The 21,611-nt window shown below is 71.0% G+C and carries 20 protein-coding genes; 14 read left to right on the top strand and 6 right to left on the bottom strand.

All coding sequences use genetic code 11. The features are described from left to right. Positions 1-279: 279 nt before the first annotated feature. Entirely contained in the window at positions 280-837 is a 558-nt protein-coding gene (locus AKI01S_RS28580; protein WP_157420210.1) for a hypothetical protein, read from the bottom strand. 322 nt (positions 838-1,159) lie between these two features. Here AKI01S_RS28580 and AKI01S_RS50925 point away from each other — a divergent pair, with 322 nt between their 5' ends. Beyond that, complete coding sequence (locus AKI01S_RS50925; RefSeq protein WP_157420211.1) at positions 1,160-1,384, top strand: hypothetical protein; 225 nt, start codon at positions 1,160-1,162, stop codon at positions 1,382-1,384. 87 nt (positions 1,385-1,471) lie between these two features. Here the strand turns inward: AKI01S_RS50925 and AKI01S_RS28585 are convergent, their stop codons facing one another. From AKI01S_RS28585 to AKI01S_RS28600, 4 genes are all read right to left on the bottom strand, one after another. Then, positions 1,472-1,738: a hypothetical protein gene (locus tag AKI01S_RS28585; protein ID WP_067824724.1), complete on the bottom strand. Its 267-nt coding sequence runs from the start codon at positions 1,736-1,738 to the stop codon at positions 1,472-1,474. Positions 1,739-2,061: 323 nt separating this feature from the next. Then, a complete protein-coding gene (locus tag AKI01S_RS28590; protein ID WP_067824726.1) occupies positions 2,062-3,303 on the bottom strand; it encodes a hypothetical protein in 1,242 nt (413 codons plus the stop codon). 452 nt (positions 3,304-3,755) lie between these two features. Further along, positions 3,756-4,829, bottom strand: a complete 1,074-nt coding sequence (locus AKI01S_RS28595; protein ID WP_157420212.1) for a VldE C-terminal domain-containing protein — start codon at positions 4,827-4,829, stop codon at positions 3,756-3,758. A gap of 237 nt (positions 4,830-5,066) precedes the next feature. Further along, positions 5,067-5,783 carry a hypothetical protein gene (locus AKI01S_RS28600; RefSeq protein ID WP_067824730.1) on the bottom strand — a complete coding sequence of 239 codons (717 nt, stop codon included), beginning with the start codon at positions 5,781-5,783 and terminating at the stop codon, positions 5,067-5,069. 242 nt (positions 5,784-6,025) lie between these two features. On the opposite strand from AKI01S_RS28600, the gene AKI01S_RS28605 reads away from it, so the two are divergent. The 4 genes from AKI01S_RS28605 to AKI01S_RS28620 are packed head-to-tail and all read left to right on the top strand — an operon-like array spanning position 6,026 to position 10,368. Next, the gene (locus tag AKI01S_RS28605) at positions 6,026-7,894 is read left to right on the top strand and encodes a hypothetical protein (RefSeq protein ID WP_067824732.1); all 1,869 of its coding nucleotides are present in this window, start codon (positions 6,026-6,028) and stop codon (positions 7,892-7,894) included. Between the two features lie 9 nt (positions 7,895-7,903). Beyond that, positions 7,904-8,968, top strand: coding sequence for a glycosyltransferase family 2 protein (locus AKI01S_RS28610; RefSeq protein WP_067824734.1), 1,065 nt, complete (start codon positions 7,904-7,906; stop codon positions 8,966-8,968). A gap of 11 nt (positions 8,969-8,979) precedes the next feature. Further along, positions 8,980-9,933 (top strand): NAD-dependent epimerase/dehydratase family protein, encoded by a 954-nt coding sequence (locus AKI01S_RS28615; protein ID WP_067824736.1) that lies wholly within the window; start codon positions 8,980-8,982, stop codon positions 9,931-9,933. A 3-nt stretch (positions 9,934-9,936) separates the two neighbouring features. Continuing rightward, positions 9,937-10,368, top strand: coding sequence for an acyltransferase (locus AKI01S_RS28620; RefSeq protein WP_067824738.1), 432 nt, complete (start codon positions 9,937-9,939; stop codon positions 10,366-10,368). A 5-nt stretch (positions 10,369-10,373) separates the two neighbouring features. On the opposite strand, the gene AKI01S_RS28625 is transcribed toward AKI01S_RS28620, so the two are convergent. Further along, positions 10,374-11,525 (bottom strand): DegT/DnrJ/EryC1/StrS family aminotransferase, encoded by a 1,152-nt coding sequence (locus tag AKI01S_RS28625; protein WP_218009840.1) that lies wholly within the window; start codon positions 11,523-11,525, stop codon positions 10,374-10,376. 47 nt (positions 11,526-11,572) lie between these two features. Between AKI01S_RS28625 and AKI01S_RS28630 the strand changes: the two genes are divergently transcribed. From AKI01S_RS28630 to AKI01S_RS28670, 9 genes are all read left to right on the top strand, one after another. Continuing rightward, entirely contained in the window at positions 11,573-12,103 is a 531-nt protein-coding gene (locus AKI01S_RS28630; protein WP_067824743.1) for a GtrA domain-containing protein, read from the top strand. A 32-nt stretch (positions 12,104-12,135) separates the two neighbouring features. Then, complete coding sequence (locus tag AKI01S_RS28635; RefSeq protein ID WP_157420213.1) at positions 12,136-13,887, top strand: hypothetical protein; 1,752 nt, start codon at positions 12,136-12,138, stop codon at positions 13,885-13,887. Positions 13,888-13,984: 97 nt separating this feature from the next. Continuing rightward, positions 13,985-15,613: a hypothetical protein gene (locus AKI01S_RS28640; protein ID WP_067824747.1), complete on the top strand. Its 1,629-nt coding sequence runs from the start codon at positions 13,985-13,987 to the stop codon at positions 15,611-15,613. Between the two features lie 10 nt (positions 15,614-15,623). Beyond that, positions 15,624-17,606: an arabinofuranosyltransferase gene (locus tag AKI01S_RS28645; RefSeq protein ID WP_067824749.1), complete on the top strand. Its 1,983-nt coding sequence runs from the start codon at positions 15,624-15,626 to the stop codon at positions 17,604-17,606. Between the two features lie 101 nt (positions 17,607-17,707). Then, the gene (locus AKI01S_RS28650; protein ID WP_067824750.1) at positions 17,708-18,253 is read left to right on the top strand and encodes an acyltransferase; all 546 of its coding nucleotides are present in this window, start codon (positions 17,708-17,710) and stop codon (positions 18,251-18,253) included. A gap of 47 nt (positions 18,254-18,300) precedes the next feature. Continuing rightward, the gene (locus AKI01S_RS28655; RefSeq protein ID WP_218009841.1) at positions 18,301-19,374 is read left to right on the top strand and encodes a DegT/DnrJ/EryC1/StrS family aminotransferase; all 1,074 of its coding nucleotides are present in this window, start codon (positions 18,301-18,303) and stop codon (positions 19,372-19,374) included. Continuing rightward, a complete protein-coding gene (locus tag AKI01S_RS28660; RefSeq protein WP_157420214.1) occupies positions 19,367-20,326 on the top strand; it encodes a Gfo/Idh/MocA family protein in 960 nt (319 codons plus the stop codon). The genes AKI01S_RS28655 and AKI01S_RS28660 overlap by 8 nt, the downstream gene beginning before the upstream one ends. Beyond that, positions 20,319-21,251 carry a glycosyltransferase family 2 protein gene (locus AKI01S_RS28665; protein WP_067824755.1) on the top strand — a complete coding sequence of 311 codons (933 nt, stop codon included), beginning with the start codon at positions 20,319-20,321 and terminating at the stop codon, positions 21,249-21,251. Before AKI01S_RS28660 ends, AKI01S_RS28665 begins: the two co-directional genes overlap by 8 nt. Positions 21,252-21,360: 109 nt before the next feature. Further along, positions 21,361-21,611: hypothetical protein (locus tag AKI01S_RS28670; protein ID WP_218009842.1), on the top strand; the 251-nt coding region annotated here is incomplete at its 3' end.

A 21,611-nucleotide genomic window follows, 5' to 3' on the forward strand; every position in this document is an offset into this window, starting at 1 on the left:
TGCCAGCGGAATCCATTAACAGAATAGGCCCGTAGACCCACGACAAGACCCAATTTCGAATCAACGACAATTGGGAATTAATTGTCCATCCATTTTTTCTGAAAAATTAATCGGGAATTCACGCGAGCGGTCCCGGAGCGGTCACGGGCTCGGAAGAGCGGCACCGCACCCACACGCGAACAGGCCGACGTCGCGACGGAGCCGCGACACCGGCCTGCTTGGTGTTCCGGTGGATCAGAAGTTCTCGCAGTGGACCCGGCCCTGGTGCCTCCGGTCGGTTCAGCCGAGGTCGAGCCACTCGAAGCCGAACCAGGCCTTGCCCTCCTCCACCTGGAAGGAGTCGACGATCTTCTTGGTGCGTTCCAGGTCGGCGCTCCCCTTGGGGGCACGGACGACGAGTTCGAGAAGCACCCGCTCACCGGTCAGCACGAACGTGTCGGTCATGCGCATCCGGACCTTCGCGCCGGTGGCCGTCCTGGCGTCATAGGACACCACGAAACGGTGCGCCTCCTGCGCGCCGTTCACGATGACGGGGACGTCCTCCTCGATCCGGTAGCCGGAGCGCGGCGCGGCCGTACGGAACTGCATCGCCTTGTCACGCAAGGCGGTGTTCCAGTCGCCCCAGTCGGTGATCCGGACCTCACCGTCACGCGTGCCGTCCTTCCGGTCCGGGCCGTTGAACTCCACCGTCGCGCGTTCGTCCGTCTCACGCACGAGCCATCCCGTCGGGTAGTCCACCCGGTACAGGTCGCCCTTGTACTCCTCGAACCCCGACGGGCGGTCACCTGCCCCGGCAGCCCCGCAGGCGGACACCGCGATGACCAACGAAACGGGCAACGCCCAACGAACAAACCCGAACACGTCAGAAAACCTAGGTGCTCTGGGCACGTCCTGTGGTGAGCCTCCGGACCCATTCTGGGCCCATCTGGTGGACCCGGTCAGTGCCGCGCCCGCAGTACGCCCCACAGCGAGGAGCAGGAGTCGGTTCAAACCGGACCGGTCGGCGCCACCGGCGACCACGGTTCGGGACGTTGGCGCAGCGTCCGCACCGTCTGTTCGTCGCGGGCCACCACCATCCAGTCGGCGGCGTGCCCGTCCTTCTCCGGATCCCTGTCCTGCCGCGCCGGGTCGAGGTATTGCGTCCCAGCGCGGTGGTGCCGTGGCTGAACTTCCGCACCCCTTCCCGGTCTGGATCTGGCAGGCCCCGAAGAACATCCACTCCCGTTCGGCGGCCCCGCCGTACTTCGTGACGACCAGCAGCACCAATGTCGTCACACCCGACAGCGTGAACGGGCCGGGCCTGCGGGTCGGCATCACGCAGGACGCCACCGCGGTGGCGAGTCCCAGCAGGACCCCCGGTCCGTTCCGATCCAGCCCCACATGACCAGCGTCACCACCGGGCCGACGAGGAGGACGGCCGTCCCCGCCCGCCCCAGCCGCCGGCCACCGGCCATCGGTCCCGTCCTCAGGATCAACGCGAGCGCCACCACCACGAGTGGGAGCTCGGCGATCCAGTCGAACAGCACCGGCGCGAGCAGCCCGTGGCAGGCCAGGCCCAACAGCGCCAGCAGCCCAGGCCCAGGCCCAGCATGTAGAACGGCAGGTGCTCCCTCAGCAATGCGAACGTCACCGGCATCACCGCCGCGCAGGTCGCCGCACCCGTCACGGTCGGCGACAGCCAGCGGTACGACCGCACCCCGAACGCGACGATGTACTTCACCAGGTAGATGCCCAACATCAGCGAGGAGGCAGGAACGTCGGCCCCAGCCACCTGGCCCTGGTTCGCCTGGTCGGCGAGACGTCGACGGCTCGATCAGGAAGGGGGAGGTCAGCAGCGCCGTCAGGCCGCCGACATTGCCCGCCGCGTACAGGAAGTAAGGGTCCCGTGAACGCGGCCGTCCAGCCCGCGAGTACCAGCGCTGGACCAGCGGGCCGGATGTGGCGTTCACCGCGCTCAAGTTCGACACCGCATCGTTGCAGGCAGGGGGAGGATCCCTATCCAAGCCGTCCTCCTGCCCCGGACGCTCGGGGTCCGAGCCCCACTCCCGGGCCCGGCGCCGGTCAGAGCGCCATCGGCACCGGCAGGTCCTTGACCAGCGTCGTGGTCTTCTCCGTCACGGCGCCCCGCTTGGAGACGGTGAACGCGCGGCGTTGCAGCTCGCTGTCCTTGACGACGAAGACGGTCACGGCGAACCCGTCCCCCTGGGCCGCTCCCTCTGGAGCCTTCACGACCGGACGGTAGCGCTTGACGATCGCGTCCTTGCGGGCCGCGTCGTCGCCGCTGAGCCCCGGCCGGAACTGGATCTCGTCCACGCTCCCGACCACATAGGTGAGCTTCTCGGCCGGGCGGGTCGTCTCCACGTACAGACGGGCCAGCGTGGCGGCGGTGGCCGGGTCGGCCACGTTCGCCCCGTCCTCGGCCGTCACCGAGGTGAACGCCTTCGGCCTGCCCGTCAGCAGCGTCGCCTTCGAGCCGGACGACGCCACGAAGAACCGCACCGGGTGCGCGCCCTGCCGGTAGTCCACCTGGAAGATCTTCCAGGTCTTCAGGAACGGGGCGGGCACCGGTGTGAGCTGGCTGCCGCCGCGCGTGACGACCGCCGCCTGCTCGGCGTCCCCCGCTTGCCCCAACCCGGCGGCGATCGAGGTGCGCACGGCCTCGTCAGGACGCGGGGTGGGCTTCACCGGCGTCTTCCCTTCGGTCGTGCCGCCCTGGCAGCCCGCGACTCCCAGCAGCACGACCGCCGCCAACACGGCGGGAAGACGCCGCAACCGGTTCCGGGGCCGCTCAGCAGAGGACCCACAGGAAGCACTTCTCGTTCGCATCTTCCTGTTCGTGGAGGCGACGACCTCGCCGTTGTCGAACGCCTGCCGGATCCGCTTCTGGCCGGCATCCTCCCCCACCCGGCGCTCTCCCTCGGGAGTCAGCGGAGGACGACCGTGGCGCGCCCGCTCCGCGTTCTCGGCGTCGACGGCCTTCTTGTAGGCGTCCTCGTACTGCGACTGCATCACGGTCTGGTCGGTGTACTTCGGACCCCGGGCGTCCCGCAGCTCCTGGTTGCTCTTGATCTGCTCGGCCACGCCGTTGACCTCTTCGTCGATGGCCCGGTCGATGTACTCCTGCTTGCCCATCTTCTTCGGGTCGGGCTCGTTGCGGTGCTTGGCGTGGTTGACCTCGTGCACGAACGTGTTGGCGATCTCCTCGGGCGTCTGGTTGGTGTCGACGTAGAACACCTTGTCCTCGTCGCTCCAGTAGGAACCGCCCCCGGCCCGGTAAACGACCCGGACGCCGTTCTTGTTCACCCAGTCCAGGGCCTCCCGGCCGCGCGGGGTCTCGTTCAGGACCTTCCCGGTCTCGACCTGCGCCTTGGGCTTGGGCTGCGGGGGCGGTGTCTGGATGGGCGGCCCGGGTTCCGGGCTCGGCTCGCCAGGTGCCGGGATACTAGGCTGCTGCCGGCCGGCCTGCGGCCGCTGCGCGTTTCCGCAGTCCTCTCCGTCGGAGACCGGCAGATCGCGTTCTACCGCCCCGTACTGATTTTGCCGCCGATCCGGGTGACGGTGACCGCAGCGACCAGTCCGGCGATCACCGCGATGTAGCTGACGGCACCCTCGCCGTGATCATGGCGTGGCCGCACGGGACCTCCCGAAAGGGCATGGACAGGACCTCGCCAGCCAAGCGTTCGGGGAGGTCTTCACACATGAGCCCGCGGACCCAACTTGGCCCGGTGCCCGGTCCCAGACCCCGCGGGCCCTGGCTACAGCACGGAGATGTGCACGTGGTCGAAGTGGTTCTGGGTGATGCTGCCGCGGTCCTCCATCGGCCGCCAGCCCTCCGAGTGCCGCTGGGGGTTGTAGATGTGCTGGCGGTAGATGATGTAGTAGATCCCCAGGTTGTTGGCGTTGGCGTGCGCCCAGTTGGAGATCGCGAAGCCGAGGTCGGCCTCCTCCTTGCTCGGCCCGGCCGGACCACTGATCATGAAGTCGCAGGCCCGGCCGAGCGGATGCTCGCCGCCGCCGGTGATACCGCCGTTGGCGCGCCAGCAGCCGATGCCCTTGGGCACCTCGAACTTCTTCTTGATCAGGTCACGGACGCAGCGCATCCGGGGAGTGATGTTCTCCGCACCCTGGGGACCGCCCTCACTGCACATGCTGGCGTCGGGAAGCTGCTTGCTGAACCCGTCACCGCCGAAGATGACGGGTCGGCCCTTGTACTCCCCGCCCTCCTTGGAGACCAGCCGGATCTTGAACATCCGCAGCAGGAACGTGCGGGAGACCAGGGCGCCGCCATTACTCGTCCAGATCCGGACCTTGTCGCAGTACAGATCGGTGTCCGGGATGCCGTCGTTCCCGGGGCCCGACGGCACCCTCTCGCACTTCGGCAACTGGAGTTCGGCGATGGCGGTCGCGACGCCCCATCGCTTGGCGATGCCCTTCTTTCCGCTGGAATCGGTGCAGACGTTCTTGTTCTCGGCGAGGTCCTGCCTGTCCTTGGCGGTGAGTTCCTTCTCATCTTTGATCATGCAGTCGCCGCTGCGCACCGACACCTTCATCGTGTGGCCCATGGGACCGGACGGCTTGACCTTCTCCGTCACCACGGTGCCGTTACGGCGCGCGTACTCCTCGGCCGACCGGTGGTAAGGGAGCTTGGCGGCGGGTTCCTTGATATCCGGCGCGACCGCCCAGAGCCCGACATCGGTCGGCAGGAAGCCGTGCATGGCGACGCGGATGGCCTCGTCCCGCATCGGGACCACCGCGCCGATCGCGGCCGCGTCGGCGCCGGTCTGCGTCCGGGTGCGCATGTCGTTGGCCTGTGCGAGCGGAACAAGCATGACAGTGAGCGCCACCGTGCACACACAGGCCATCAGCATGACCAGCTGCGTCGATCCCTCGTCGCCGAGACGCCCCCGATAACGCGCGAGAAACACCAAGTCACCACCGGATCCGCGGGCGAGCATGATCGCGTCAAGGCTAGGGAAAACCGCCCGGACAGCACAGGGTCCCAGGGCCCAATCAGCCGCCCCGGACCCGGCCACCACAGGTCACGTCGGCTCGGGATCCTGCCGCCGTCAAGGTCTCCGCGTCCGCGCGCGAGGACCGTCCGCCTCCTCTGGAGGAGCCGGACGAAGGAACGTGGCCAGACCCAGCAGCCCTGCGAGAACACACCCTACGGCAAGCCACCACAGCCGGTGCTGGGCAGGGCCCGAAGCGCCGACGACTCCCCGCTCGACACCCGCCGCCAGGGCGGCGGTGACCAACGGCGCGCCCGCCGCCAGCACCATCGCCCACGGATCCGACCGCCTGGCGACACGGGCCACCGCCAGAACCGCCAGCATCCCGATCGGCAGCGCGGTCCACGCCACCGCCCCCATCAGCGAGGCCAGCTGTTCCCCCGCCGTGACGAGCAGAACGCCGACCGGCGGCGCGACATAACCGCGTCCGAGCACGGGAAGCAGCCCCACCACCCCGCCGGCAAGGACCGCGAGGCCCCCGCAGCCCTTCACCAGGAGCGCGCTCTCTCCAAGGATCCGTGGCCCGATCCGCACCATGACCAACGCGATCAGAAGGACGACCACCGGCACGGCGACAAGGGTGCGCGGCGAGGCCTTGCCCGCGCGCAGGTCGGCCCGGTCGATCGCGATCCAGGCGGCCGACACGGCGGACAGCGCACAGGACCGGACGACGAGCTCCGCCTGCTGGGCCTGCTCCAGGCCGAACGCCCGGATCGCTCCGAGCTGCATCACGAGCGTGACTGTTCCGACAATGATGCCTACCAGTCCCGCCATCCCGCCGCTCCCGGTGAATAGCGCCCGTGGCCTTGGGCCCAGGGCGTCCCCTCCCACGGACCTTACTGATCATCTGACAGAAAGGGATGGGCCCCAAGCCCCGTCTCCCGTCCGCTCGGGCCCAATCGTGGGGTCCACGGCGACGCCGGGGACGCGGGTGCGGCCGCAACCGTCGGCTGGGCCCGGAGGTTGGGGCTCGGGGCCCAGCTCATCATCCGTTTTGCCCTGTATCGTCTCGGCCCGTGGAGCCGCCAAGCCTGAGCGCCGAGCCGCAGCGCGCCGACGCCCCCGGCGCGGACGGCGCCACCGCCGTGCCCACGCGCGTCCCCCGGACGGCCGTCGCTGCGTTCGCCGCCACGGCGGCCGCCGGTGTCTGGATCGGCGCGGTCGCCCTGTCGGCGGGCCACGGCTTCGACGTCACCGACGAGGGCTTCTACCTGCTCTCCTACCGCTGGTGGAACACCGACCTGCGTTCCTTCACCGGCGCGCAGTATCTCTACGGCCCCGTGTTCGATCTGCTGGGCCACGACATCGCGGCCCTGCGCCTGTTCCGGCTGTGCACCGTCGTCGGCGTCCACCTCGTCTTCGGATGGTCCTTCATGCGGTGGCTGCGCCCGCGGCGCCCGCACGCGCCGGGCACCCGGCTCTGGGAGGCAGCCGGCACCGCCGCCGTGGTCGCCTGCGGAGGGCTGGTCTACAGCTGGCTGCCGCTGAGTCCGGGATACAACGACGTGTCCGTCCTTGGCGGGCTGCTCGCGGCGGCCCTGGTCCTGCGGATCGCCACGTCCGTCGATCGCGGGACGGCCGTGCCCGCCTGGACGCCTGCCGCCCTCGGTCCGGTCGCCGTCGCCACACTGCTGGCCAAGTGGACCTCCTCGGCCCTGATCCTCGCCCTGATCGCGACCGTCGCCGCCGTGGCGCTGGCCCCCCAAGGACTCCGCGCGGTCGTCCGGTGCGCCGCATGGGCTCTCGGCGGCGCGGCGGCCGCCGCCCTGGCGGTACACCTGTTCGTCATCCCCTGGACGGCGGCGCTGCCGGAGATGGTCGCGACCAACCGGCTCATCGCCGGCAAGACCAACTCTCCCCTGGCCTTGCTGGGGATGTACGCCCGCACCGGACTCCTGCTTCTGGCGTCGACCGTCGTCAACCATGCTCTGTTGCTGGCGGCGGCGGTGTTCGCCGCAGTGTCCCGGACGCCCGCCGGACGCCGCGGCGCCGCCGTGCTGGCCGGGGTGGGACTCAGTGTCTCGGGTTGGCGGATCGTGGCTGGCGGCGGACTGAGTGGAGGTTCGGCCAACCTGCACCGGTTCCCCGCCCATGTTCTGGCCACGCTGCTGCTGGCCGTCCTGATCGGCGGCGTCGTCCTGCTCCGCCGGCGCGCCGGCCGTCACCGTCCCGCCCTGGCGGACGAGAGCCCGCGAGGCTGGACGTGCCTGGCCATGCTCGTTCTGCTGCCGGTGCTCCAGGCCGCCGGAACGGGCAATCCGCTGCACGTCATGGCGATCAACGCCTTCGCCGCCTGGGGGGCCATCGGCATCGCCGTGCTGACCGGCGTCGACACCGCTCCCTGGCCCGCACGGTGGCTGACGGGGGCCGCCATCGGCGGTTCGGTCGTGCTCGCGGCGGCCGTCGCGACCGACGGAGTCCGGAACCACCCCTACCGCACCGCGGGCCGGGATGCCTCCACCGTCACCGCCGCCGACGTTCCGGCGCTGGCCTCCCTGTCCCTCGACCGGGGCACGGCCGACGAACTGAGCGGCCTCCGCCGCGCACTGCGGCCGTATCTGGAGCCCCCGGGTCGCGCCGTCATGGCCTTCGACGAGATGGCCGGGGTCGTGCTGGCCCTCGACGGCCGTTCGGTCGGCGAGGCGTGGTACTCGGCGCTCGACCCCGCCCGCACAGCCGCCGGAATCCGTGCCCGATGCGCGGGCGGGCAGGGCTGGTGGAGGGAGCGTTCCCCCGTCCTGCTCTTCCGGCGCCCCGTGTCGCCCACCGAGGTCGACGCGCTGCGGTCCTGCGGCCTGGACTTCGCCACCCACTACCGGCAGCTCACCACCGCCACGACGACCACCGGCATCCGGGTCTACGTCCCGGCCGCCGAGACCCCCTAGGAGCCATCCATGGACGCAGATGTCCGCACGGACACGCCTGACGGCCGGGCCGCGGTGGACCGGCCGCTCGTCTCCGTCGTGGTTCCGGCGCTCAACGAGGCGGAGAACGTTCCCGGCCTGCTGTCCCGGTTCGGTGACTTCGCGAGCGCGCATCCCGGCTACGAGTTCGAGCTGGTGGTCGTGGACGACGGATCGTCGGACGGGACCGCCGACCTGGTTCTGGATCTCGCGGGACCCGACGCTGCGATCACGGTCGTCCGGCTCACCCGCAGTTTCGGCTCGCACTATGCGATCTCGGCGGGCCTGGCCCGATGCGCGGGGGACGCGGCCGTGGTGTTCGGCGCCGACCTCCAGGAGCCGCCGTCGTTGCTCACCGACTTCCTCGCCCGCTGGCGCGACGGCTCGGAGGTCGTGTGGGGTATCCGGCGGAGCCGCACCGGCCGGTCGGCGTCCCAGGAGCTGGCCTCCCGTGGCTTCTCCAAGATCTTCACCAGGTATGCCGACCTCGCCGGGTACCCTCCGGAAGGGCCGTCCGGCGTACTGGTGGACCGCTGTGTGATCGACGAGTTGGCACGGCTCCCCGAACGCAACCGCAACGTGCTCGCCCTCATCGCCTGGCTGGGGTTCACGCAGACCCGCGTCGAGTACGACCAGCAGGCCCGTCGCCACGGTGAGAGCCGGTGGACCCGCCGCAAGATGGTCAAGCTGGCAGTCGACTCCCTGATCCAGTTCTCCTCCGCACCGCTGCGGTTGTGCAGCTTCACCGGCGTGGGGGTGGCGGCGGCGGGACTGGTGTACGCGGTCGTCCTGGTGATCCGGGAACTGCTGGGCGCCGACACCCCCTCCGGCTGGCCGACGGTCCTGGTCGTGCTGCTCGTCCTCGGCGGAACCCAGCTCATCGTGATCGGAATCATGGGCGAGTATCTGTGGCGTGCGGTGGAGGAGACCCGGAGCCGCCCCCTCTACGTGGTCCGGGACGTCCGGTCCACGGGTCGGCGTTCCCGCCCGCGGGTTCCGCGACGCGCGACGACGCCGGTCCCGGCCGCGGAAGCGGCGTCAGGCGACAGACAGTGAGTGAGAGACACGTGAAGGCACAGAACAGCACGGTCCTTGTCACCGGTGGTCTGGGATACATCGGCTCCCACGTCGTACCGGAACTGCTCGCGCGCGGATGGCGCGTGCGGATCCTCGACAACCGGTACCGCTGCGATCCCAAGGCCGCGGCGGCGCTCGCGGCGTTGGACGGCGTCGAGGTCGTCGAGGGTGACGTCCGCTACGCCAACGCGGTCGAAGGCGCGACGCGCGGTGTGGAGGCGGTGGTGCATCTGGCCGCCGTCTGCCTGAACAAGTCGATCTCCGACCCCACGGAGAGCCTGGACGTCAACCTCCTGGGCACCCAGAACGTGCTGGACGCCGCGGCGCGCGGCGGCGTCCGGCGCGTCATCCACGCGTCCTCCGCCTCGATCTACGGCAACGCGACGTCGCTGCCGACGCATGAGGACACGCCGCCCTCCCCCCTCACCCCTTACTGCACCGCCAAGCTCGCGGGCGAGCACCTGCTCTCGTTCTACGCCAAGCGGTCGAAGCTGTCGTGGCTGGCACTGCGGTTCTTCAACGTCTACGGCCCCGGGCAGCAGACCGACGCCTACTACACCTCGGTCGTGCTGACCTTCCTGCGGAGGCTCGCGGCGGGGGAGGCACCGGTCATCGACGGCCGGGGAGAGCAGTCGATGGACTTCGTCCACGTGACCGACATCGCCCGGGCCGTCGGCATGGCGCTGGACTCCACGGCGTCCGGCATGGCGCTCAACGTCGGGACCGGTTGCCAGACGACGATCGCCGACCTGGCCGATCATCTGATCCGGGCGCTCGGGATGGACGTGCAGCCGATCTTCCGGCCCCGCGAGGTGCTGGTGACGCGGCGGGCGGCGGACATCGGGCGCATCCGGGAGACCCTGGGCTGGGAACCCACGATCGGGCTGGAGGAGGGGCTCGCCTCAGTCATCGAACACCTCAAGGTCACCGGTGAGCTGAACTGAGCGATGACCGACCTTCCCTCCAACCCCTACAACCCGCTGGCGTGGTTCGTCGGCGACCCGGTCATCGGAGAGGGCACCTGGATCGGCCCGTTCTGCCTCATCGACGGTTCCGGCGGCCTGGTGATCGGGAGAGGCTGCGACCTGGCGGCCGGCGCCCAGGTCTACACCCACTCCAGCGCCCGGCGCTGCGCCAGCGACCGGGCCGTCGAGGTCGAGTACCGGCCGGTCCGCATCGGGGACTGCACGTTCGTCGGGGCCGGAGCAGTGATCCTCATGGGGGTCACCGTCGGCAGCCACTGCGTGATCGGCGCCGGTGCGGTGGTGACCTCCGACATCCCCGACCGCAGTCTGGCGGTCGGGGTTCCGGCCCGCGTCGTGGGCGAGGTGGACCCGGCGACCGGCGAGACACGCCGATACGGAGACGACAGTCCATGATCTGCTCAGCCGCCGATGATCTTGTTGAGCGTCGCGACGACGAGCTCCTGCTCAGCGCCGGTCAGCCCGGAGTACATCGGCAGCGCCAGATGGCGCTCGGCAAGCCGCCGCGACTCCGGGCACCGCGCGTCGGTCGCGTAGACCTCCTGCATGTGCAGGGCGTAGGTGCCGATGTTGCAGCCGATGCCCCGCGCCCGCAGCTCCCCGGCCAGAGCGTCACGGTCGAGAGGTTCCTCCACCGTCACCGCGTAGGTCTGCCAGGTCGGCACCCGGTCGGCCGGGACCTCGGGAGCGCGCACGCCCGGAACGTCCGCGAGCAGCGCCGCGTAACGCGCCGCGATGGCCGCGCGGTCCCGCATGAAACCGTCGAGCTTGGTGAGCTGCACGGACGCGATGGCCGCCAGCACGTCGGAGAGCTTGTAGTTGTAGCCGAGATCCGTGAACGCGGGCGTCGCCAGGGCGTGGGCGGCCTGACGGTCGAAGGCGCTGCGCATCCCGAAGCACGCTTCGCTTCGCACCCGCTCGGCGAGCGTGTCGTCGTCGGTGACGAGCACACCGCCCTCGCCGGAGGTCACCCCTTTGCGGGCGTGCAGCGAGAAGACCGCCACGTCGCCGAAGCTCCCGCAGGGGCGGCCCGAGTAGGAGCCGCCCGTCGAACAGGCCGCGTCCTCGACGAGGAAGAGACCGTGCCGCCGCGCGATCTCCGTCAGCGGCCCCCAGTCGGCGGGGACGCCCAGTGCGTCGACGGCCACGATGCCCCGGGTGCGCGAGGTGATGGCCGCCTCGACCAGGTCGGGGGCGATGGTCCCGGTGTCGGGGCGGACGTCCACGAAGACCGGCGTTCCGCCGCAGTACAGGACGGCGTGACCGGTCGCCGGGAAACTGTAGTCGGCCACCAGGACCTCGTCACCGGGCCGCACGCCGAGCGCCTTCAGCGCCAGGTGCAGGCCGGCGGTGCAGTTGTTGAGCGCGACGGCGTGGGCGCGGTGGCTCAACGCCGCGAAGTCCGCTTCGAGGGCCGCGCATCGCGGCCCCTGACCGGCGAGCCAGCCGGAGTCGAGCACTTCGGCCACGGCCGCCAGCTCCGCGCCGTCCGTCGACGGGCGGGTCAGAGGGATCGGTTCGGTCGCGAGGTCGCGCCAGGGGGCGTTGCGCACGCCGATCATGATAGGGGCCGGAGTGCCGGCCGGGCGGGGCGCGCCGGATGACCGGGGAGCGGGCGCGGACGTCGCCGTCCGCCGGAACCACGGCGGGGCCGGTGGCCGAGCGGCGGGGAGCGGCGCGTTTCCTGCGCTACTCCTCCCTGTCGTTGGTCACCGTGCCCTGCGGCTACGGGCTGCTGCTGCTCGCCCGGCACTGGTGGGACGTGAACGCCGGGCTGCTCAACCTCGCCGTCGGCACGGTCCTCACCCCTCCGTCCTTCCTGCTGTACCGCACCCTGGTGTGGCGGGAGGGCAGCGGCCGCGGCCTGTTCCGGGAGCTGTTCGGGTTCTGGCAGACGGTCATGCTCGGCGCACTGGCGGCGGGGGTCTTCATCGGCCTCGGGGATGTGCTGTTCGGCGGGGATCCCGTACTGATCGTCGTGTCGGGGCTGATCGGACAGGTCCTCATCTTCCTCGCCCGCTACCTGTGGTTGGACCGGGTGACCTTCGCCCGCCGGGGCGCCGGAAGGAGATCAGGGTCCTTAGACCCAATTTCAGACCCAAAGGCGTCGGAAACAGCCATCGATGACTGATATCGACGCAAGTCCGCTCTAGGGTGACGCAGGTGACCGAGCCTCTCGCGCCCCCCACGTCACCCTCGCCAGAGGCACCCGCGCGGTCGCGGACCAGGTCACGATGGCTCTGGTTCCTGGTGGTGGGGTGGGCCGCCCAGGTGCTGGTGCGGATCGCGTCGGCGAGGGGGCAGGTCGCGCCGTTCGTCCAGCCGGACGAGTCCGGCTACCTGGTGGCCGCCCGCTGGCTCACCGGCGGACCGGGAGCCGACCTCTCCGGCAGCGCCTTCTACCAACCTGGTTACTCGCTGCTCCTGGTACCGGCGCACCTGCTCGCCGACGATCCCGGCACCGTCTACCGGCTGGTCCTGGTGACCAACGCGCTGGTCGGGGCCGCGGCATTTCCGCTCGCCTTCCTGGCCCTGCTGCGGCTGGGCCTGGACCGGGTGTCCGCGGCGCCGTTGGCCTGGTCCGCGGCGCTGCTTCCGGCCGCCTCCTTCTGGGGGCAGATGGCCATGGCCGACAGCGTGTTCACCGTGGTCGTCCTGGCCTGGCTGCTCTGCCTCGACCGGTTCGTCCGCACGGCCGCGCTTCCGGCGGCCGCCGCGGCGAACCTGCTGGCCTGCTACGCCTACGCCCTGCACGGACGGGGCGCGGTGATCCTCGCCGTGCACGCGGCGGCGATGGCGTGGCACGCGCTCCGCAGGGAGCGTCGGCGTTCGGTGGTGGCGCTCGGCATGCTGCTCCCCGGCGTCGGCGCGGCGCTGGCGTTCAACTCCCTGGTCCGCGACGGCCTCTATCCGGGCGGCGTCCTCGGCCTCGAAGGCGAGTTGTGGAACAGGCTGACCTCCTGGTCCGGTCAGATGTGGGCGCTGGGGACCGGGGCCGGGCAGGTCTGGGCGCTCCTCACGGCCACCTGGATGATCGGCGGTGTCGGCGCCGTCGTGGTGGTCGCGCGCTTGGCGCACAGGGACACCGCCTACGAGGACCGGCTGCTGGCCGCGGTGCTGCTGGCCGCGACATCGGGCGTCGCCTATCTGACGGCGGCGGCCCTGCCCGACGAACAGCGGTTCGGCAACCACGCCTACGTCCGCTACCTGTCGTGCTTCGCGCTCGTGTACACGCTCGCCGGGCTGGCGGCGCTCGTCCGGACGGTCCGGGTGGCCCGGCCCGCGCTGGTCGCGACGGCGGTTTTCGCGTGCTTGGGGCTCCTGGTCTGGGCGCGCGTCAGCCGTCTGCCCGAGGACTACGGCTATCTCGGCCACGACTTCCCGGAGGTCGGTCTGCTGGGCGGTTTCTGGGGTGGGCTGCGACCCTTGTGGACGAGCCTCACCGCGTCCCTGCTGCTCCTGCTCTTCCTGGGGCTGCGACGGCTCGGGCCGCGCGCGCTCGCCACCGGTCTCCTGGTCGTGAACGCCCTGGCCATGCTGGTCATCACGGCCGCCCTCGCGCGACCGGGCACCACCGCCGACGTGGTTCCCCCGGGCGCACCGTCCGGAGGCGTCGCCATCGCCCGTCCGTTCGGCGGGCACCCGAACCTCTTCCTCATCGTCCGCGCCCGAACGACCTTCTCCGTCTGGTGGACCGAACTGGAGTTCTTCGATCCCCGGCAGGGGCCGCCCCGGCCGGGCGTGTGCTCCGTCGTCGTGAACTGGCCGGGCGGAACGGCTCTCGACGCGACCTGGCCCGCGCATCCCCAGGGGTGGCGGGCACGGGGTGCCGAGATGCGGTCGCGCAAGCTCAGGTGGGCCGTCTGGTCCTCTCCCGGCTGCCCTGTCCGCCCCGGGGGTACGGTTCGTGGCTGACGCCCCTCCCTCCGCCTTGCCCGAAGCGCCTCCAGAGCCGCGCCGACGCGCTCGCGACCGTCTGTCGTGGGCGCTTCTGATCGGCTGGCTCGCTCAGGTGGCGGTCCGTGTCCTCCTGGCGAGCGGCCGTCCGCGCCCGCGTCTCTATCCGGACGAGGCGGGGTACCTGCTGGCCGCGCGCTGGCTTCTGGGCGGTCCGGGGGCCGACCTGTCCGGCAGCCGCTTCTACCAGGGCGGCTATGCCCTGCTGGTCGCCCCGGCCCAGGCGTTGGGCGAGGACCTGACATCGATGTACCGGCTGGTGATCGTCGTCAACGCCGTGTTCGGCGCGTTGGCGTTCCCGCTCGGTCATCTCCTGCTCCGGCGGTGCGGGGTCGCCCGGCGGCACGCGCTGCTCCTCTCCTGGTGCGCGGCGCTGGTCCCGGCCGCCACCCTGTGGGGAACGATGGCCCTGGCCGACACCGTGCTCCCCGTCGTCCTGCTGGGCTGGTTGCTCGCCGTCGACCGTCTCGTGTGTCGGGGCGGCGCCGCGGCCGGATGCGTGGCGAGCCTGACGGCCGCGTTCGCCGAGGCCGCACACGCGCGCGGCAGGGTCGTGCTCGCCGTGCACGTGCTTGTGCTGGCCGGGTGCCTGTTTCGCCGGGACCGGCGGCGTCCGGCGCTGGTCGCGCTGGCAGTCACGGTCGTGGCCGCCTCGGCGGCCCTGTTCCTGAACGACCGGCTGTACCGGTCGCTGTATCCGGGTGGCTCGCTCGACACCGCCGGAGATCTGCTGACGCGGCTCACCTCGCTGGACGGCCACGGCTGGGCGCTGTCGGGCGCGGTGGGCCAGCTGTGGGCGATGTTCGCGGGCACCTGGCTGCTGGCCGCGGTGGGCACGGTCGCGGTGGTCTCCCGGCTGCCCCGCCGTTCGGGGGCGTCCCCCGAGGACCGTGTCATGGCCGTGGTCCTGCTGACGGTGACCTCGGGCATCGCCTACGCGTCGGCGGCCGCCCTCCCCGACGAGCATCGGGTCGGCAACTTCGCCTACGGCCGCTACCTCGCCTGCGTCGCTCTCGTCTACACCCTCGTCGGCATCGCCGTGCTCGTTCGCCGCGGACGCGTGGTGCCAGCCGTGTCGGCGGCGATCGCCCTGTTCACCGTCTCGGCGGTCTGGGTCGCCGTCCACGGCGGAGAGCGGCTGCGCACCTACGAGTACATGCCCATCGACTTCCCAGAGGTCGGTCTCCTCAGTCTTGACTGGACGGAACTCCACCTCACCAGAGCCTCCGTCGCCGCCGTGGTGCTGCTCGCCGCCCTGTTCGGCGCGGCGAGGCTCGGGGTCCCGGCCCTGGCGTCGGCGCTGCTGACGGTCGGCCTGGTCGCCCTGCTGCTCCTCACCATGCTGATCACGCGAACGGGCCATCACGTCCCCGCGTTGGCGGGCGCCCCCACCGGAGGGGTCGCCGTCGCCGACCCGCTGTACGGCAACGCCGACGACGACTCCCTCGTCCGGACCCGCGTCGCGCTGTACGCGTGGTGGACCGAGATCGAACGCTTCGACCCGCGCCACGGCCCGCCGCGCCCCGGTGTCTGCACAGCCGTGGTCGCATGGGACCACGGATCCCCTCCCGCGTCCTCCTGGCCGCGTGGCCCTCGGGGCTGGCGGGTGGCCACGGCCCGGATCGGCCCGTTGGGCTGGGCCGTCTGGACCGACCCGTCCTGCCCCCGGCAGCCCCCTGAGTGAAAGAGACCGCATGTCCGCCGAGCAGACCTCCCCGGCATTCCCTGAGCCGGAGTCCGTGACCGCCGACCCGACCACCGACACGCCGGCCACGGCGGAGCCGGAGACCGCGGCGGACGGGCCGCGCCGCCCGCCGCGGGCGCGCGCCCTTCGGCAGCCGGGGCTGGTCGCCGTTGTGACCTGGCTGGTCACCGTGCCGGTGGCCTTCGCGCTCCCGGGCGCCGCCGGCCTGAACCCCTTCGAGCAACGCGACGCCGACCTGCCGCTCTCCGTCTGTTTCGGGTTGGCGGCCGTCCTGGCCGTCGTGGGGGTGCGATGGCGCGGCCCCGTCGTCCTCGGGGTCGCGGCCGGGCTGTTCGGGTCTTTTCTGGCGCTGACGCTGCGCACCGCGCTGTCGGGGACGCCCTTCGGCTACGAGGGCGTCTTCGGGGACAGCGGGCGGATCTCCGCGATGGCGGTGCGCTACTCGGTGTCGTGGGCGACCAGCGACGGCATCGTCGCCGGGGTTCCGGCCGAGTATCCGCCGCTGTACCCCTACATCATCGGGAAACTGTCCCTGCTCCTCGACCGGCCCGCCTGGGAGTTGATCGGCCCCGCGCAGGCCCTGGTGGTCTCGGCGTCGGTCGTCGTTTCCTTCGCGCTGTGGTCCCGGCTGACGCGTCCCGCGGCCGCCCTCGCGATCAGCGTGCTCACGCTGCTGCCGCTCGGCAATCCCGGTAAGGCCTACGAGGTCCTCGCCCTGGCGACCTTCGTTCCGCTGGTCCTGGGCACGGTCGCCGCGTCTCCGGAAAAGCGGATGCACTGGCTGCCCGCGGGACTGGTCACTGCCGTCATGTGCCTGACCTACCACGCCTACGTGGTGTACAGCGCGCTCGGACTGGTGGTGCTGGCCGTGCTCTCCTGGAGGGAGGCGGCTGACCGCCGGGCCTACGCGCTGTACCTGGCGCGGCTCGCCGCCGTGGTGGCGGTGCTGACGTCCTGGTACACGCTCCCCTACCTGTGGGCGGCCCTCCACGGATTCCAGCAGGTCGGCGATCTGTACCAGGCGCAGCAGATCTCAGAGCCGCCCTTCCCGTTCCTGGAGCCGAGTCTGCTGCGTCTGGTGCAGTTGCTCGGCCTCGTCGCCCTGCTCTGGTACAGCCGCTCCCAGTGGTGGGCGAGGCCGCTGCTGCTCATCGTCATCGGTGCCTACGCCTACCGGGCGCTCGGCGTGGTCCGCTGGGTGACCACCGGGCACACCGGGTTGTTCTACTACACGATGCCGCTGATCAGCGTGTGCCTCCTCGCGGGGGCCGTGCTCGGCGCGGGGGCGGCCGTCCCGGCGCTGGCCCGGCGGAAGGGGCGCACGTTCGCGGTGGGCGCCGGCCCCACCGTGATGACGCTGCTGACCCTCTTCGTGGCCTTCTCCTACTGGAGCCTGTGGATGCCGGCCAACCTCTGGAAACCCAACAAGAACGGCGGCTCGGACGTGGACTGGAGCAACGCCGGGGACACCAACCAGCGAGCGGCGAGCGCGCATCTTCAGCCGCTTCCCGACGGCACCCGCCCCCGCCACGCGCGGGAGGTCGAGTCCACGGCACGAATGCCCTATCTACCGGTGACGGCGATCCAGCGGGCCGTCCGGGAGGTCAGGACGCACGACGCGCGCCCCCGCACGCTGTCCTACGACGAACAGCTGTTCGCCTTCCTGCCGTGGCGCGGCTACGTCGGCGTCGACCGGACCGGCACCAACGGCCCGGTGCGATGGGACGACCGGCACGAGCAGATCCGTGGCCTGTCCCGGATCACCGACCCCGCCGCGTTCGGCCGTGCCTCGTCGCGGACGCGTTTCGGGCCGATCGACGTCTTCGTGCTGCGCCGTGAGGGCGACGAACTGGTCTGGAAGGCCGAGCAGTCGCCGTCCAGGCTGGCCTTCCGGCGAACGCAGTTCGATCCGGCCGTCTTCACCGTGCGGGACCTGGACACCACGACCTTCGTAGCCGTTCGGCGACCATGATCCAGAACTTGGGTCCGAGGGCCCAAACGGGACCCAAGGCAGACCCCACCTGCCTGATGAGTCGTCCTTGATCTTCCCCTGACTGCTAGATATGTACCCAAATGACAGAATTCATCCACTCCACGGCGATCGTCGAGAGCGGCGCTCGCCTGGGCGCCGGCACAAGGGTCTGGCACCAGGCCCACGTCCGCGCGGGGGCCAGCATCGGCGAGAACTGCGTGCTCGGTAAGAACGTTTTCGTCGACAGCGGCGTCCGCATCGGCTCCGGTGTGAAGATCCAGAACAACGTCTCGGTCTACCGGGGCGTGGACATCGCCGACGACGTCTTCGTCGGGCCGAGCGCCGTCTTCACCAACGACCTCCGGCCCCGTGCCTTCTCCCAGGACTGGACGGTGACCCCGACGTACGTGCGCCGCGGCGCCTCGATCGGCGCCAACGCCACCATCGTGTGCGGCGTCGAGATCGATGAGTACGCGCTGGTGGCGGCGGGCGCGGTCGTGACCCGGAGCGTGCCGGCGCACCAGCTCGTGGCGGGGAACCCGGCCCGGCCTCTCGGCTGGGTCTGCCGCTGCGCGCGGACCGTCGCGCGCACCCCCGACCCGCCCGCCGATCTCGTCTGCGCCGACTGCCGGGCGGACGGCGCATGAATCCGGGCGCGACCGGAACCCGGACAGTTCCCCTCACCTCGGTCGAGGTGGGCGAGGACGCGGAACGGCTCGTCCTCGAGGTCATGCGCTCGGGAATGCTCGCCCAGGGAACGATGGTCGCCCGGTTGGAGGATGCCTTCGCCCGGGTCATCGGGGTCGAGCACGTCGTGGCCGTCAGCAACGGCACCGTCGCGCTGACCGCCGCGCTCCGGGCGGCGGGCATCGGTCCCGGCGACGAGGTCATCACCACGGCCTTCAGCTTCAACGCCACCCTCAACGCGATCCTGGAGGTCGGCGCGGTCGCCCGGTTCGCCGACATAGGGCCGGACTGCACGATCGACCCCGACTCCGCCGCCGCGCTGGTCAACCCCCGCACCGCCGCCCTCGTGCCGGTGCACCTCTACGGGGCACCCGCCGACATGACAGCGCTGACCGAACTGGCCCGGCGGCACGGACTGGCCGTCATCGAGGACGCCGCGCAGGCGCACGGGGCCGGCCACCGGGGCCGGGCCGTGGGGTCGTTCGGGGTGGGGACCTTCTCCCTCTACGGCACCAAGAACATCACCTGCGGCGAGGGCGGCCTGGTCACCACCGACGACGCCGCGCTGGCCGACCGGCTCCGGCTGCTGCGCAACCAGGGGATGCGACGCCGCTACGAGTACGAGGCCGTCGGCTACAACTGGCGGCTGACCGATCTGCAGGCCGCCGTCGCGGTGCCGCAGGTCGACCGGATCGCGACGATCCTCGAAAGCAGGACCGCGCATGCCCGCACCCTGAACCGTGCCCTGGCTGACGTTCCCGGACTCGTGTTGCCGGCCGAACCCCATGACGGCGTCCACGCCTGGCACCAGTACACCGTGCGCGTCACAGCCGAGGCCGGGATCGGACGCGACGAACTCGGCGCCCGGCTGACCGAGGCCGGAGTGGGGCACGGCGTCTACTACCCACGGCTGATGTACGACCACGAGTGCTACCGGCAGCACCCCGGCGTCCGTCCCGATCCCGCGCCCCGCGCCGCCGCAGCCTGTGCACAGGTGCTGTCGCTGCCGGTGCACCCCGGCCTTGACGAGCGCGACCTCGAGCAGGTCGCCACGAGCGTACGGAGGGCCCTTGGTGCTTAAGCTCGGGATCGTCGGAGCCGGGATCATGGGGGCTCACCACTGCCGCATCGCCACCGCGCTGCCCGACGTGGAGGTCGCCGTCGTCGTGGATCCCGACCCCCACCGCGGCCGGGCCCTCGCCGACCATGTGGGAGCCGTCTACGCCCCGACGACCGAGGCGCTGTTCGGCACCGTCCAGGCGGCGATCGTCGCCGCCCCCAGCGAGCACCACGCGGACATCGGGGTGGAACTGCTCAGGGGTGACATCGACCTGCTGGTCGAGAAGCCCATCGCCACCACCCTGGAGGACGCCAAACGCCTGGTCGCCGCGGCGGACGAGCGGCGGCGCATCCTCATGATCGGCCATGTGGAGCGGTTCAACCCCGCGGTCGCGGAACTGCCGAGGCTGGTCGACGACCTCATCCACATCGACATCCGCAGGGTGGGGCCGTTCAGTCCCCGGGTCGACTCCGACGTGGTCCTCGACCTCATGATCCACGATCTGGATCTGGTCCGGACTCTGGTCGACGCCGATCTCGTCCGGGTGCACGCGCTGTCGCGCCGCGTGCACTCCAGCACCCAGGACTTCGCCGCGGTGCTGCTGCGTTTCGCCAACGGAGTCTCGGCCACCCTCACCGCCAGCCAGGCCAGCCAGACCAAGCAGCGGCAGATCGAACTCACCCAGCGCGGGAACGTCGTCGTCGCCGACCTGCTCCACCGGCAGGTGACGGTGCACCGCGTGGAACACGCCGAGTTCGTGGACGAGGACGGCCCGCGCTACCGGCAGAACAGCGTGATCGAGATCCCCTATCTCGACGGTTCCGGCGAGCCGCTGGCCCGCGAACAACGCCACTTCGTCAGGTGCGTCCGGGAGCGGACCGCCCCCCTGGTGTCAGGGGCCGACGGTCTGGCCGCGCTCGAACTGGCGCTGCGTGTCCGTGACGAATCCCTGCGGGAGGAACTCGGTGTATAAGGGGCTGACCGTCACCGCCGTGGTTCCGGCGTACAACGAGGAAGTGCTCATCGCCAAGACGATCTCGACCATGCCCGAGATCGTCGACCACATCGTGGTGGTGGACGACGCCTCCACCGACGAGACCGCCAAACGCGTCGCGGAGGTCGGAGATCCCCGGGTCACCCTGGTCCGGCACGACGCCAACACCGGGGTGGGCGGCGCCATCGTGACCGGCCACCGGGTGACGCTGGAGTCGGACTCCGACGTCAACGTGGTCATGGCGGGTGACGCCCAGATGGACCCCGACTACCTGCCGGCTCTGCTGGACCCCATCGCCGACGACGGCTACGGGTTCACCAAGGCCAACCGCTTCTTCGCCCGCTCGGGGCTGACCGGGATGCCGTTGAACCGGCTGCTGGGCAGCACCGTGCTGTCGTTCGCCACCAAGCTGGCCAGCGGCTACTGGAACCTGTTCGATCCGCAGAACGGCTACACCGCGATCACTCGGGAGTCGTTGTCGCGGATCCCCCTCGACCGGCTCGCCACCGGCTACGCGTTCGAGAACGACCTGTTGATCTGGCTGAACATCGCCGGTGTCCGGGCCAAGGACGTCCCGATCCCCGCCGTCTACGGCCAGGAGGTCTCCGGAATGCGCCTCCACCGCGTGGTACCGCAGATCAGCAGGCTTCTGGTCTTCGGTTTCTGGCGGCGGATACTGCGCAGGTACGTGGTGCCCTCCTTCTCCCCCATCGCCCTGATGCTCTTCACTGGCCTGTTCCTGTGCGCTGTGGGGACGGTCGTGGGGATCTGGGTGTCCCTGCACAGCCTGGGCACGGCCACCGCGAGCGCCGGCAGTGTCCTGCTCGCCGTGGGTCCGCTGCTGGTGGGGATCAACATGCTGGTCCACGCGCTCACCCTCGATATCCAGGCCACCCCGGACTGACCTGATGGCCGTCGAGACAGGCCCGCTCCCAGCTGATCCACCCGGCGGCCGGGCACAGTGGCCCACAGCCGCACGAGCCGCCCTGCTGACATGGCTGGTCACCGTCCCGGTGGCCTTCGTGCTACCGGGACGGCTGGCGATCGACCCGTTCCGGAGCCAGGACGCCCAACTCCCGCTGACCGTCCTGGTCTTCACCGCGTTGCCGCTGCTGGCGGTCGCGGCCCGATGGCGCGGCCCGGTCCTGGTGGGAGCCGTCGCGGGACTGCTCGCGTCCTTCGCCGCCCTGGTGCTGCGTACAGCGCTGTCGGGAACGCCCTTCGGCTACGGGGGTGCCCAGGGCGACGCCGGCCGGATCACCGC

The sequence above is a fragment of the Actinomadura kijaniata NBRC 14229 genome (assembly GCF_001552175.1).
Classification (GTDB): Bacteria; Actinomycetota; Actinomycetes; order Streptosporangiales; family Streptosporangiaceae; genus Spirillospora; species Spirillospora kijaniata.

What these genes read in the sequence shown, in the direction of transcription:
- AKI01S_RS28620 (WP_067824738.1), top strand. Translation starts at nt 9,937, where the DNA reads ATGACCGACCTTCCCTCCAACCCCTACAACCCGCTGGCGTGGTTCGTC.
- AKI01S_RS28645 (WP_067824749.1), top strand. Translation starts at nt 15,624, where the DNA reads ATGTCCGCCGAGCAGACCTCCCCGGCATTCCCTGAGCCGGAGTCCGTG.
- AKI01S_RS28630 (WP_067824743.1), top strand. Translation starts at nt 11,573, where the DNA reads ATGACCGGGGAGCGGGCGCGGACGTCGCCGTCCGCCGGAACCACGGCG.
- AKI01S_RS28600 (WP_067824730.1), bottom strand. Translation starts at nt 5,783, where the DNA reads ATGGCGGGACTGGTAGGCATCATTGTCGGAACAGTCACGCTCGTGATG.
- AKI01S_RS28650 (WP_067824750.1), top strand. Translation starts at nt 17,708, where the DNA reads ATGACAGAATTCATCCACTCCACGGCGATCGTCGAGAGCGGCGCTCGC.
- AKI01S_RS28595 (WP_157420212.1), bottom strand. Translation starts at nt 4,829, where the DNA reads ATGCTTGTTCCGCTCGCACAGGCCAACGACATGCGCACCCGGACGCAG.
- AKI01S_RS28610 (WP_067824734.1), top strand. Translation starts at nt 7,904, where the DNA reads ATGGACGCAGATGTCCGCACGGACACGCCTGACGGCCGGGCCGCGGTG.
- AKI01S_RS28585 (WP_067824724.1), bottom strand. Translation starts at nt 1,738, where the DNA reads ATGTTGGGCATCTACCTGGTGAAGTACATCGTCGCGTTCGGGGTGCGG.